Source organism: Sphingomonas aerolata (assembly GCF_023935825.1).
In the GTDB taxonomy this organism is placed as follows: Bacteria; Pseudomonadota; Alphaproteobacteria; order Sphingomonadales; family Sphingomonadaceae; genus Sphingomonas; species Sphingomonas aerolata.
Genome location: NZ_CP098762.1, coordinates 3890957 through 3903917 on the forward strand (window position 1 = coordinate 3890957; position 12961 = coordinate 3903917).

The 12961-nt window shown below is 65.6% G+C and carries 10 protein-coding genes; 5 read left to right on the forward strand and 5 right to left on the reverse strand.

The genetic code is table 11. From position 1 onward, the window contains the following. Window positions 1–33: 33 nt before the first annotated feature. Both NEF64_RS17830 and NEF64_RS17835 read right to left on the reverse strand, forming a co-directional pair. Entirely contained in the window at window positions 34–1026 is a 993-nt protein-coding gene (locus tag NEF64_RS17830; protein WP_414711864.1) for a bile acid:sodium symporter family protein, read from the reverse strand. Then, window positions 1026–2036 (reverse strand): adenosine deaminase, encoded by a 1011-nt coding sequence (locus NEF64_RS17835; protein ID WP_056409237.1) that lies wholly within the window; start codon window positions 2034–2036, stop codon window positions 1026–1028. Before NEF64_RS17835 ends, NEF64_RS17830 begins: the two co-directional genes overlap by 1 nt. 149 nt (window positions 2037–2185) lie before the next feature. Between NEF64_RS17835 and NEF64_RS17840 the strand changes: the two genes are divergently transcribed. Further along, window positions 2186–3121 (forward strand): DUF808 domain-containing protein, encoded by a 936-nt coding sequence (locus NEF64_RS17840; RefSeq protein WP_031395057.1) that lies wholly within the window; start codon window positions 2186–2188, stop codon window positions 3119–3121. 112 nt (window positions 3122–3233) lie between these two features. Here NEF64_RS17840 and NEF64_RS17845 read toward each other — a convergent pair whose 3' ends face one another. Continuing rightward, window positions 3234–5300 (reverse strand): S9 family peptidase, encoded by a 2067-nt coding sequence (locus NEF64_RS17845; RefSeq protein ID WP_056409235.1) that lies wholly within the window; start codon window positions 5298–5300, stop codon window positions 3234–3236. A 57-nt stretch (window positions 5301–5357) separates the two neighbouring features. On the opposite strand from NEF64_RS17845, the gene NEF64_RS17850 reads away from it, so the two are divergent. Then, complete coding sequence (locus tag NEF64_RS17850; protein WP_056409233.1) at window positions 5358–5858, forward strand: DNA-deoxyinosine glycosylase; 501 nt, start codon at window positions 5358–5360, stop codon at window positions 5856–5858. Here NEF64_RS17850 and NEF64_RS17855 read toward each other — a convergent pair. Both NEF64_RS17855 and NEF64_RS17860 read right to left on the reverse strand, forming a co-directional pair. Next, window positions 5855–7015 carry an alpha-hydroxy-acid oxidizing protein gene (locus tag NEF64_RS17855; RefSeq protein ID WP_056408884.1) on the reverse strand — a complete coding sequence of 387 codons (1161 nt, stop codon included), beginning with the start codon at window positions 7013–7015 and terminating at the stop codon, window positions 5855–5857. The genes NEF64_RS17850 and NEF64_RS17855 overlap by 4 nt on opposite strands. A gap of 52 nt (window positions 7016–7067) precedes the next feature. Continuing rightward, window positions 7068–8606 carry a cryptochrome/photolyase family protein gene (locus NEF64_RS17860; RefSeq protein WP_056408882.1) on the reverse strand — a complete coding sequence of 513 codons (1539 nt, stop codon included), beginning with the start codon at window positions 8604–8606 and terminating at the stop codon, window positions 7068–7070. Between the two features lie 20 nt (window positions 8607–8626). Here NEF64_RS17860 and queF point away from each other — a divergent pair, with 20 nt between their 5' ends. The 3 genes from queF (at window position 8627) to NEF64_RS17875 (ending at window position 12844) form a co-directional block, all read left to right on the forward strand. Then, window positions 8627–9085 carry a preQ(1) synthase gene (gene queF / locus NEF64_RS17865; RefSeq protein ID WP_037527914.1) on the forward strand — a complete coding sequence of 153 codons (459 nt, stop codon included), beginning with the start codon at window positions 8627–8629 and terminating at the stop codon, window positions 9083–9085. A gap of 152 nt (window positions 9086–9237) precedes the next feature. After that, on the forward strand, window positions 9238–11508 hold the full coding sequence (locus NEF64_RS17870; RefSeq protein WP_056408880.1) for a glycosyltransferase family 4 protein: 2271 nt from the start codon (window positions 9238–9240) through the stop codon (window positions 11506–11508). Between the two features lie 52 nt (window positions 11509–11560). Continuing rightward, window positions 11561–12844 (forward strand): glycoside hydrolase family 130 protein, encoded by a 1284-nt coding sequence (locus NEF64_RS17875; protein ID WP_031440075.1) that lies wholly within the window; start codon window positions 11561–11563, stop codon window positions 12842–12844. The last annotated feature ends 117 nt before the right edge of the window (window positions 12845–12961 follow it).

Consider the following 12961-nt stretch of genomic DNA (forward strand, 5'->3'; position numbering starts at 1 on the left):
TTCGCGCGCGGAAAAGCAAATCAACCAAGGCAGTTACGCCACCGGTGCCATCGCCTCCACGCGCGCATCCGCCCGGTCTGCATAGCGGCGCGCGATCACCGCACAGGCGATCAGCTGGATCTGGTGGAACAGCATCAGCGGCAACAGGATCACACCGACCTGCGCCGCAGGGAACAGCACGCCGGCCATCGGCACCCCCGACGCCAGGCTCTTCTTCGAACCACAGAACAGCAACACGATCGCATCCTCGCGCGGCAACCGCATCAGCCGCGCGATCGTCAGCGTCAGCGCCAGCACGATGGCCAGCAGGGCACAGGAGAGCAGCCCGATCAGGAGCAGATCGCCGAGCGACACCCGGCTCCACAGGCCCTCGACCACCGCCGCCCCGAACGCGCCATAGACGACGAGCAGGATTGACCCGCGATCGACGATCGTCAGCATCGCCTTGCGCCGCGTCACCCATGCGCCGATCCAGGGCCGCAGCACATGCCCCGCCACGAACGGCACGAGCAGCTGGACGATGATCGTCTCGACGCTTTCGATCGACATCCCGCCGGCATTGCCTGCGTTCCGCATCAGCAGCGCGACCAGCGCGGGGGTGATCAGTATGCCGAGCAGGTTGGAAAAGGATGCGCTGCAAACCGCGGCCGCGACATTGCCGCGCGCGATCGCGGTAAAGGCGATCGACGACTGGACCGTCGAGGGCAGCAGCGTCAGGAACAGCACGCCCGTCGCCATCCGCGCGTCGACGAAGGGCAGCGCAGTCAGCCCGAGCCCGAGCGCAGGGAAGGCAACAAACGTCACCCCCAGCACGGCGAGGTGAAGCGGCCAGTTGCGCAACCCGTCCCAGATCGCCGCGCGCGACAGTTTCGCGCCGTGCAGGAAGAACAGCAGGAAGATTGCGACGTCGGCGACATAGCCGACGATCGTCGCCGCCTGTCCCCGCGCCGGCACCAGGCTCGCCAGCACGACGGTGCCGAGCAGCATCAGGATGAACGGCTCGAAGATCGATAGAAAGCGCCGGATCACGGATGCGCGGTCACATAGGCCTCGAGGGTCGCCAGATGCCCGGCGATCGCCTCGTCATCGAGGAAGCTGCCGAGGAAGCTGTTGCGCGCCAGCGTCACGATCTGCCCGCGCGACAAATTGCGCGCGCGCGCAGTCTGGCGGTAATTTTCGCCGATATAGCCGCCGAAATAGGCGGGATCGTCCGAATGGATCGTCGCGCGCAGGCCAAGGTCGAGCATCCGGTCGATCGGATGGTCCTCGATCCGGTCGACGTTGCGCAGCGCGACGTTCGACAGCGGGCACACGGTCAGCGTCATCGCCTCGCGCGCGAGCCGCGCGACCAGCACCGGATCCTCGAGCGCACGGTTGCCGTGATCGATCCGGTCGACGCGCAGGATGTCGAGCGCCTCGTGGATATAGGCGGGCGGGCCCTCCTCGCCGGCATGCGCGCACAGCAGCAGCCCGGCTTCCGCCGATGCTTCGAACACGCGCGCGAACTTCGACGGCGGATGCCCCATCTCGGACGAATCGAGCCCGACGCCGATCATCTGGTCGAGCCAGGGCTCGGCCTGTTCGAACGTCCTGAACGCATCCTCCTCGTCGAGATGCCGCAGATAGCTCATGATCAGCCCGATGCTCATCCCGTGCTTCGCTCGCGCGGCATCGATCCCGGCGAACAGGCCGTTGGCGACGACGTCGAACGGGATACCGCGATGCGTATGCGTCTGCGGATCGAAGAAGATCTCGGCATGGACCACGCCGTCCTGGGCGACCCGGTCGAAATAGGCGAGCGCCAGATCGTGGAAATCCTCCTCGGTCTTCAGCACGGCCGCGCCCGCATAATAGATGTCGAGAAAGGTCTGAAGGTTGGTGAAGCTGTAGGCCGCGCGCACGTCCTCGACGCTCTTGAACGGGATCGCGACCTTGTTGCGTTCGGCAAGCGCGAACATCAGCTCGGGCTCGAGGCTGCCCTCGATATGCAGATGCAGTTCGGCCTTGGGCAGGTTGGTGATGAAGTCGTCTGTCATGCTCGATCCCGTCGTGATGTGCGTCACCGCGCAACCATTCCGCGCGTCACGCACTTTGCGCAAGGTCGAAACCCGTTGCATGACATCGCTGTCACGTTACCGCGGACCGGCTATTGCCGCCTCTTACCGATCACGCGAAGGACCCATCGATGCCCACAGGACTGGTCGCACTGCTCGACGACATTGCCGGGATCACCAAGCTCGCCGCGGCCAGCCTCGACGATATCGGTGCTGCGACCGGCAAGGCGGGCAGCAAGGCGATCGGCGTGGTGGTCGACGATGCCGCGGTCACGCCGCGCTACATGGTCGGGTTCTCGCCCAAGCGCGAATTGCCGATGATCGGCAAGATCGCGCTCGGCTCGTTCCGCAACAAGCTGCTCTTCATCCTCCCCGCAGCACTCGCGCTCAGTGCGTTCGCGCCTTGGGCGCTGACCCCGTTGCTGATGATCGGCGGGACCTATCTCTGCTTCGAGGGTGCGGAAAAGATCCTCGAAGCGCTCGGCGGCGGCCATGCCGAAGCCGAAGCCACCGCCCCGATCGATCCGAAGACGCTCGAGGACCAGAAGGTCTCTGGCGCGATCCGCACCGACTTCATCCTGTCGGCGGAGATCATGGTGATCGCGCTGTCGGACGTCGCCGCCGAACCGATCTGGGAACAGGCGATCGTGCTTGCGCTGGTCGGCGTCGCGATCACGATCCTCGTCTACGGCGTCGTCGCGCTGATCGTGAAGATGGACGATATCGGCCTGCATCTGACCGAGCGGAAAAGCCCCGCGGTCCAGGCGTTCGGACGCGGCCTGGTCAAGGGCATGCCGGTCGTCATGTCGGTGCTGTCGGTCGTCGGCACCGCGGCGATGGTCTGGGTCGGCGGGCAGATCATCGTCCACGGGATCGAGGATTTCGGACTGACGACGATCCCGCACTTCATCCACGATGCCGCCGCGGGCGCCGCCGCCGCGGTGCCGGTCGCCAAGGGCGTGGTGAACTGGGTGGTCAACGCCGCATTGTCGGGCGTAGTTGGCCTGATCCTCGGCGGCGCGATAGCACTTGGCCTCCACGCGGTGAAGAAGCCCAAGGCGCACTGAGCCACCCCCACCCGTCATCCTGACGAAAGTCAGGACCTAGGGTAACGGGCGCTGACGTTCGTGGCTCTGGGTCCTGACTTTCGTCAGGATGACGGATAGGGTCAGCGCATCCTTATTTCGCCGTCCACTTGTCCATCCAGCCGATCACCTCGCCATACCATTGCAGGCTGTTCTTCGGCTTCAGCACCCAGTGATTCTCGTTCGGGTTGACCAGCAACCGTGACGGAATCCCCCGCCGCTGCAACGCGGTGAAGCTCGCGAGCCCCTGCGTATAGGGGATGCGGAAATCTTTCTCGCCGGTGATCACCAGCATCGGCGTCTTCCAGTTGGCGACGAAGTTGACCGGGTTCCATTTCTCGAACGCGGCGGGATCCTCGTAATAGGTCTTGCCGCCATGCTCCCACTCGTCGAACCACAGCTCCTCGGTCTCGTACGCCATCGCGCGCGCATCGAAGACGCCGTCATGCTGGACGATGCACTTGAACCGGTCGGGCCACTTCCCCTCGATCCAGTTCATCATATAGCCGCCGTACGACGCGCCGAGCGCACAGGCGCGGTCACCATCGAGCCAGCCGAACTTGGCGGTCGCCGCCGCCAGCCCCTTTTGCAGATCCTCGAGCGGCCAGCCGCCCCAATTGTTGCTGATCGCGTCGGTGAAGGCCTGGCCGTACCCCGTCGACCCGTGGAAATCGACCGCGACCAGCCCGTAGCCCGCGCCCGCGAACACCGCCGGGTTCCAGCGATAGGACCAGCTGTTGTTGCTCGACCCCTGCGGCCCGCCGTGCACCATATAGGCGACCGGGACCTTGCCATTCTGGGTCGAGGCCGGGCTGCCATACGGCTTCACCGCATAGCCCCAGACGATGTCGTCGTTCGCGCCCTTGAAGTTGAACCGCGTGACAGTCGGCATGTCGATGCCCGCGAGCTTTGCCGCGTTGACCGAGGTCAGCCGCTCCGGCTTCGGCATCCGCTTGCCCTTCACCGCCAGCGCATAGAAATCATCGGGCGCGGTCAGGCTGCTGATCGCGACGACGACGCCCTTGGGCGTCGGCACGACCGCGCCGACATGGCCCTCCTGCGTCAGTCGCGTCACTGCGCCCGTGGCAGGGTCGACCGCGAACACCGGAGTCTCCTGCGTGTCGTCCGCGGTGACGTAGATCCGCTTGCTGTCGGGGCTCCACGCGATCGACGCGACCGAGCGATCCCAGCCCTGCGTCACCGCGCGGACCTGACCGCTCGCCAGGTCGCGCGTCATCAGCACCTGCCGATCCGCTTCGAACCCGGCGCGCGCCATTGCGAACCAGGCGAGCGTGCGGCCGTCAGGCGACACCGTCGGCAGATTGTCCATGCCGGAGTTCGCCGCCGTCAGGTTGACCGGTGCCGCGGAGCCGTCCGCGGGGACCGAGAAGATGTCGAGATTGGTCGAAATTGCCTCGATCCGCCCCGCCTCGCGCAGTGCGAAATACAGCGTTCTGCCGTCCGCGCTCCACGACACTTCCTCGCCACCGCCGAACGGCTTTGACGGCGCATCGCCGATCAGGCCGCCCGTCACCGCGACGCCGTCGCCGGCTGCGCCCGTGGCCGTCAGCGGCAGCACGAACAGCTGCGACCGGTCGCCGTTCGACCATGTGTCCCAGTGCCGCACGAACAGCTGGTCATAGGTCCGCCCCGCCCCGGCATTCGGGTCCTTCTTGACGATCGCGGGTGCAAGGCTCGGCGCGCCGGGCTTGCGGTCGGCCCAGATCACCAGCTTGTCGCCGGTCGGTGCGACCTTGAACCCGCCGAAGCCGCCCTCGAAGTTCGTCAGCTTGCGCGGCGTGCCGCCGGCGATCCCGATCGACCAGACCGCGTCGCTGCCGCCCTTGTCCGACTGGTAATAGACGGTCGCGCCATCGGCGGAGAATTGCGCGCCGGTCTCGTTCACATCGGCTTCGGCGATCAGCGGCTCGGGTTTCGCACCCTTGCGCGTCAGGTCGAGCCGCCACAGGTCGAACCGGCCGCGATCGGCGGCGAGATCGGTCTCGCGCTGTTCCCACACCAGCCAGCGGCCGTCCTTCGACACGGCGGGCGAGGACACGCGCGACAGCATGACGACATCGTCGATGGTCAGCTGGCGGGCGGTGGCGGGGGCGCTTGCAAGAGCGAGCACGGCGAGGCTTGCGGACAGCAGGATCTTCATGCGCGTCTGCATAGAATGCTTGCACGATCGCGCGCAATCGCCACGTCGTCGGGCACGATGACGCGCAAATCCTCCTTCCCGCCCGTGGCCGCCAACGATGCGCGGCTGCTCGTCCTGGGCAGCCTGCCCGGCGACCGTTCGCTTGCCGAAGCTCGCTATTATGCGCATCCGCAGAACCAGTTCTGGGCGCTGATGTCGGGCGTGGTGGCGCGCGATCTGGTCGCGCTGGCCTATGACGAGCGGCTGGTCGCGTTGCGCGATGCGCGCGTCGCGCTGTGGGACGTGATCGGGTCGGCGCAGCGCGTCGGCAGCACCGACGCCGCGATCCTCGATGCGCAGGACAACGCGGTCGCCGAGCTGGTCGCGCGCCTGCCCGATCTCCGCGCGATCGCGTTCAACGGCGCCACCGCGTTGAAGCTCGGCCTCAGACAGGGGCTTGGCACGCTCGGCCCGCAGATCGTCGCGCTGCCCTCGAGCAGCCCGCTCCACACGATCGGCCGCGCCGCCAAGCAGCCCGCCTGGGATGCGCTCGCGCCGTTCCTCGCCGTACCGCGCTAGATCCGCACCGCGCCCGCCGCGCGCACATCGGCGATCGTCGGCCAGCCATTCACCGCCATCAGCAGGTCCGCCTCCGCCAGCAGGCACCGCAGCACGTGCGCCGCCCCCGCCGCGCCATCGAGCGCGAGGCCATACGCATAGGGCCGCCCGACGCCCACGGCACGCGCGCCGAGCGCGATCGCCTTCACCACGTCGCTGCCCGACCGGATCCCTGAATCGAACAGCACGGGCACGTCGCCCGCTGCGGCGACCACATCCGGCAGCATGTCGATCGCCGCGATCCCGCCATTGGCCTGGCGCCCGCCATGGTTCGAACAATAGATCGCATCCGCTCCTGCATCGATCGCGCGGCGTGCGTCGTCGGGATGGCAGATCCCCTTCAGGATCAGCGGCAGCGTAGTGAGCGAGCGCAGCCACGCCATGTCGTCCCAGGTCAGCACCTTGCCGAACACGCCGGCCCATTGCCGCACTGCCGCTGCGCCATCCTCCTCGGGCGGCCTGGCGAGCATCGCGCGAAAGACCGGATCGGAGAAATAGTTCATCAGTACCGCGCCGCGCAGCTGCGGGAAGTTCGCGACGTTCAGGTCGCGCGGCCGCCATCCCGTCACCCAGGTGTCGAGCGTGACGACGATCCCCTTATACCCCGCCGCCTCGGCGCGGCGCACCAGGCTCTCGGCCAGCGCCTTGTCCTTGGGTGTGTAGAGCTGGAAGAACCCCGGCGTCTCGCCCAGCGCCCCCGCCACGCTTTCGAGAGGATCGTTCGACAGCGTCGACGCCATCAGCGGCACCCCCGTCTCGGCCGAGGCGCGCGCGGCGGCGAGGTCGCCGTGACCGTCCTGCGTGCAGATCCCGATCACCCCGACCGGCGCCATGAAGATCGGGCTCGGCAGCCGCATCCCGAACAGGTCGATCGACAGGTCGCGCCTGCTGCAATCGACCATCATCCGCGGCGTCATGCCCCAGTGGTGGAACGCATGTGCATTGTTGTCCTGCGTAAATTCGTCGCCGCAGCCGCCCTGGACATAGCCCAGCACCGATGGCGGCATCGCCGCGCTCGCGCGCTGTTCGAGCGTCGCGTAATCGACCGGCAGCTTCGGGATCACGCCGCTCAGACCGGCGTTGTAGATCGCGTTCTGGTAATCGCCGAAATGCGGCATCCGCCTGCTCCTATCGACGGCGTTACACCCGTCCTGACGGCGAATGTAGCGCTCAGCCGTCGAGCCGCGCCAGAAATTCCTTTGCCTGTGTAAGCGTCGCGTCTTGGTCCGCCGGTTTCATCTTAGCCCAGTTGCGATACGGCATCGCCAGTCGCGGGTTGCGATCAAGCTTCTCCGCGTTGCGCACCAGGAAATCCCAGTAGAGCGCGTTGAACGGGCAGGCGTCGGGGCCGACGCGCTGTTTCACGTCATAGCGGCAATGCACGCAATAATCCGACATCCGGTTGATATACGCCCCCGACGCCGCATAGGGCTTCGACCCGAGCAACCCGCCATCCGCGAACTGGCTCATCCCCAGCGTATTGGGCAGCTCGACCCATTCATACGCATCGGCATAGACCTCCAGATACCATTCATGGACCTGCTTGGGGTCCGCGCCGATCAGCAGCGCGAAATTGCCCGTCACCATCAGCCGCTGGATGTGATGCGCATAGGCATGGTCGAGCGTCTGCCCGATCGCCTGCGACAGGCAGTGCATGTCGGTCTCGCCAGTCCAGTAGAAGCCGGGCAGGTCTCGCCTCGCATCCAGGAAGTTGCGCTCGACATAATCCGGCCCCTCGCGCCAGTAGATGCCGCGCATATATTCGCGCCAGCCGATGATCTGGCGGATGAACCCCTCGGCACAGTTGAGCGGCACACGCCCGGCGGCATATTCCGCCTCGACCGCACGGCACAGATCGACCGGATCGAGCAGCCCCGAATTGATATAGGGCGACAGCACCGCGTGCCACAGGAACGGCTGGTCGGTCAGCATCGCATCCTGATAATCCCCGAACCGCGGCAGCGCGTGCTTGAGAAAATGCCGCTGCTGCTTGAGCGCGTCCTCACGCGTCGTCGCGAAGTCGAACGCATCGAGGCTGCCTGGATGCTCGCCGAACCGCGCCGCGACCATCGCGAGCACCGCGGTCGTGATCGCATCGGGGGCAAAGGAGAGCGGGCGCGGCATCAGCAGGTCGGCCTTGGCGGGCTTGCGGTTCTCCGCATCGTAATTCCACTCGCCCCCCTCGGGCTTGTCGCCATCCATCAGCAACCCGGTGCGGCGGCGCATCTCGCGGTAGAAATACTCCATCCGCAACTGCTTGCGCCCCTCCGCCCAGGCCTCGAACTCGGCATGGCTGGCGAGGAAGCGGTCGTCGGCGCGGATTTCGACCGGCAGGCCGAACAGCGTTTCCCACGCGTCCAGCATGCCTGCAACGCGCCACTCGCCCGCTTCGGTGACGATGATTCGCGCCGGATGATGCCGCCCGATCGCGCGCGCGACCTCGCCGGTGAAGCTGCCGGTCGACTCCGGATCGTCGAGCGTGACGTAGTCGACGGTCCAGCCCGCCTCGCGCAGTGCCTCGGCGTGATGCCGCATCGCCGACAGAATATAGGCGATTTTCCGGCGATGATGGCGGACATAGGTCGTCTCGTCGGCGACCTCCATCATCAGCACGATCGTCGCCGCCGGGTCGGCCCCGTTCAGAGAAGCGATCTGCAGCGAGAGCTGGTCGCCGAGGATCGGCACGAGCGTGGTTTTCTTGGAGCGCATCGCATCCTACATGGCGGACCATGACCGCTCCTACAAACCCGTTATATCTGGGCCAGAACAGCGCCCTCCCCGCCTCGCCCGAAGAGGCCGTGCTCGATTACGTGCCCAACCCGCGCGTCGGCCGGACCTATCTGGTGCGGTTCGCGGTGCCCGAATTCACCTCGCTCTGCCCGGTCACCGGCCAGCCTGATTTCGCGCATCTCGTCATCGATTACGTCCCCGGCGAGACGATCGTCGAATCCAAGTCGCTCAAGCTGTTCCTGGGCAGCTTTCGCAACCATGCCGGCTTCCACGAGGACTGCACGGTCGGCATCGGCGAGCGGCTGTTCGACGAAATGAAGCCGGTCTGGCTGCGGATCGGGGGCTATTGGTATCCGCGCGGCGGGATCCCGATCGACGTCTTCTGGCAGTCGTCGGCGCCCCCTGCCGATCTCTGGCTGCCCGATCAGGGCGTCGCCCCGTATCGCGGGCGTGGCTGACGCCGTCACCGCATGCAGCAAGATTGATAAAGTTTAACATCAAAGCGTGTGTTGCAGTGCAATATTAATGCAACTTTCATACCTTGTCAGCCGTTGGGGGTGAGCGCGATGCCGGGTTAGCCTGTTATGCGCGCTCAGACAAAGGACAGGGTATGGCGTTACCGGCGGACGGGACCAAGATCACGCGGCTGGCACTCATTGGCAATTTTTTGCCGAGGCGGTGCGGTATCGCGACATATACGACGGATGTGTTCACCGCGATGCGGGCGCGCTTTCCCGAGGTCGCGGTCGACGTCTATGCGATGGATGATCATCCTGGCCTGTACGAGTATCCGCCGGAAGTCGTTGGAACGATCCCCGAAACTGACCTGACCGCCTATCTGGATGCCGCGCGCAAGATTGATGCGAGCGGCGCCCAGGCAATCTGGGTTCAGCACGAATACGGCATCTACGGTGGCCCGGCCGGGGACTATCTGCTCGCGCTGCTCGACCGCACGACGCTGCCGGTCGTCGTTGCGTTGCACACGATCCTCGAACGTCCCAATCCCGACGAACGCCGCGTCATGGAGGGCCTGTTGCGCCGTGCCGCGCGCGTCATCGTGATGGCGGAGCGTGGCCGCGACATCCTCCAGCGCGTTTATGGCGCCAGCCCGCGGCAGATCGTGATGATCCCGCACGGCGTGCCCGATCGCGACCTCGTCGAACCCGACACGCTGAAGGCGCAATTCGGCTGGGAAGGCCGCAAGGTCGTGCTGACCTTCGGGCTCCTCGCACCGAACAAGGGTATCGAAACAGTGATCGAGGCGCTGCCCGCGGTCATCGAACGTCATCCCAATCTTCTTTACGTCGTGCTCGGCGCGACGCACCCCAATCTCGTCGCGCATCAGGGCGAGGCGTATCGTGATCGTCTCAAGGCGCTGACCGAAGCCCGTGGCGTGGCGGGCAATGTCGCCTTCATCGACGCGTTCGTCGAACATGACGAGTTGCTGAGCTATCTGCAGGCGGCAGATATCTATGTGACGCCCTACACCAACCCGGCGCAGATCACCTCGGGCACGCTCAGCTACGCCATCGGCGTCGGCAAGCCTGTCATCTCGACCCCGTACGTCCATGCGACCGAGATCCTCGCCGATGGGCATGGCGTCCTTGTCCCGTTCGGTGATGTCGCTGCCTTTGCGCGCGAAATCGACATGCTGCTGTCGAGCGATCGTGACCGTCATCGCCTGGCGGAACGCGCCTATGCGCGTGGTCGTACGATGATCTGGCCACAGCTTGCCGAAACATCGATGGCAGAGATCCGCGCGGTGGTCGCGGCACGCCCTTTTCGTCTGGCCAAGCCTTCGCCCCCGTTGAAGCCGCTTGCGCCTGACTTCGCGGCCGTCGAACGGATGAGTGATTCGACGGGCATGCTCCAGCATTCGATCTACTCAATCCCCGATCGCCGGCATGGCTATTGCATCGACGACAATTGCCGTGCGCTCATGCTGATGAGTGCGATGCCGGACATGGATGAGGTCCAGCGTGACAAGTGGACGACGATCTATGCGTCGTTCGTACAATATGCCTGGAACCCCGACGAGCGTCGCTTCCGCAACTTCATGAGCTTCGACCGAACTTGGTGCGAGGATGTCGGGTCCGAGGATTCGAACGGTCGCACCGTCTGGGCGCTCGGCATCACCGCACGCGATGCACAGCTGGCCAAGCATCGCGACTGGGCGACGGCGATGTATGACTCGACCGCATCCTGTGCACTCGAGCTCGGCAGCCTGCGCGCTCAGGCCTTTGCGATGCTCGGCGCGGCGGCGATGCTCGAGGCCAGCCCCGGGCATCAGCTCTCGCTGTCGATCCTGGCAAAGTTCCCCGATGTCCATCTGGCACTGCTCGAGAAGACGCGGCGTCCCGAGTGGCAGTGGTTCGAGATCGTCCTCGCCTATGACAATGCGCGCCTGCCACAGGCGCTCATCCGTGCGGGCCAGGCGCTCGGCCGCCAGGACCTGATCGATTGCGGTCTGGCGACACTCGAATGGATCGTCGCCAAGCAGACCTCGCCCGAGGGTCGCTTCCGTGCGGTTGGCACGGAAAGCTTCGGACGCTCCTATGAGGATCCGCTGCAGTTCGACCAACAGCCGCTGGAGGCACAGGCCACCGTCGATGCCTGCATGGCGGCGTTCGAGGCGACGGGCGACCTGCGCTGGCGTGACGAAGCCGAACGCGCCTATCGCTGGTTCCTGGGCGGGAATGACCTCAATCTGCCGCTCGCAAGCATCGCCGATGGCGGCTGTTTCGATGGATTGATGCCGACGGGATTGAACCGCAACCAGGGTGCAGAGTCGATTTTGGCGCTGCAATTGGCCAATTGTGCGATTTCGGGGGTATCAAACGCAGCCCAAAGCGTGGCAGGAGCCTCGCGCGTCGTCGCATAGCCTCGCTAGCGTCGGCGTCCCAAGGTGGAACGGCACGCGAGGCATAAGCACGATGGACCTGTTTACCCACCAGCTGCGGTTGCACGCCGACCCGTCACGGGTCGTCGTCCGGCCCTTTCATATCGCCTGGGCCGGCAATGCCGGCGCACCCAGTCGTACCGAGCGACTGGTCGGCGAAGTCCTCGAGATGACGAGCGCTGAGGCGCGGATCCAGCTCGAGGTGGTGCTGAAGGATTTCGAGGCGCGGCACTGGCAGACGCGGCGCGTCTTCATGACGCGCTACGACCAGATCGAGGACATGCTCGGGCTTAACGGCGCGGATATCGGCGACGAGAAGCGCCAGCTGATCGGCGCCTATTTCTGTCATGAATACAGTTATGCCGCTGCCGCGCTGATGAACCCCAGCGCGGTGCCGCATTTCGACCAGTCGGGCATGCCGCCGGGCAGCCTACGCATCCTGATGTCGATGCGCGCGGTCGGCGAGGGTCACATCTCGTCGGTCGCGTTCCGCGAAGGCATCATCACCGACCAGAACCTGATGAAGCTCGCGCCCGAGCCGCCCTTCGCCACCGCGACCGACGCGGTCGGCAGCGGCGAGGACGAGATGCCGCAGGGCCCCGTCACCGTCTATCGTCACCGCGACAGCACGCTCAGCGGCACTGTGATCTTCCCGATCACCCAGGCGCAGTCGAAGGGGCTGGAGGATCTGCGCATCGTCCGCTTCCAGCACGACAATGGCGACTATGAATGGATCGGCACCTACACCGCTTATAACGGTTCGGTCATCCAGTCCGAGCTGATGCGGACACGCGATTTCCGCGCGTTCGATCTCGTCCCGATGACTGGCCCCGCCGCGCGCAACAAGGGCATGGCGCTGTTCCCGCGCAAGGTGAACGGCCAGTATATGATGATCGGCCGGCAGGACGGCGAGAACCTGTTCCTGCTGAAGTCGGACACGCTGACCGACTGGGACGACGGCGAGAAGATCCTGACGCCGCTCTATCCGTGGGAGCTCGTCCAGATCGGCAATTGCGGCCCGCCGATCGAACTCGACGAGGGCTGGTTGCTGCTCACGCACGGCGTCGGCGCGATGCGCAAATATTCGATCGGTGCAGTGCTGCTCGACAAGGACGACCCGTCCAAGGTGATCGGCCGCACGCAGCAGCCGATCCTCGCCGCCAAGGATCAGGATCGCGAGGGCTATGTCCCCAACGTCGTCTACAGCTGCGGCGCGCTGCGCCACGGCGATGCGCTGTTCCTGCCTTACGGGATCGCCGACAGCTCGATCGGCTTCGCCTTCGTCAAGATCACGGACATGCTCGCCGCGATGAAGTGAGCCCCCCTACAACCCCGGCGAAGGCCGGGGCCCAGTTGGGATACGGAGATAATGACGGACCGCGCTCCGTAACGTCGACCTTCCCAACTGGGCCCCGGCCTTCGCCGGGGAAGTGCG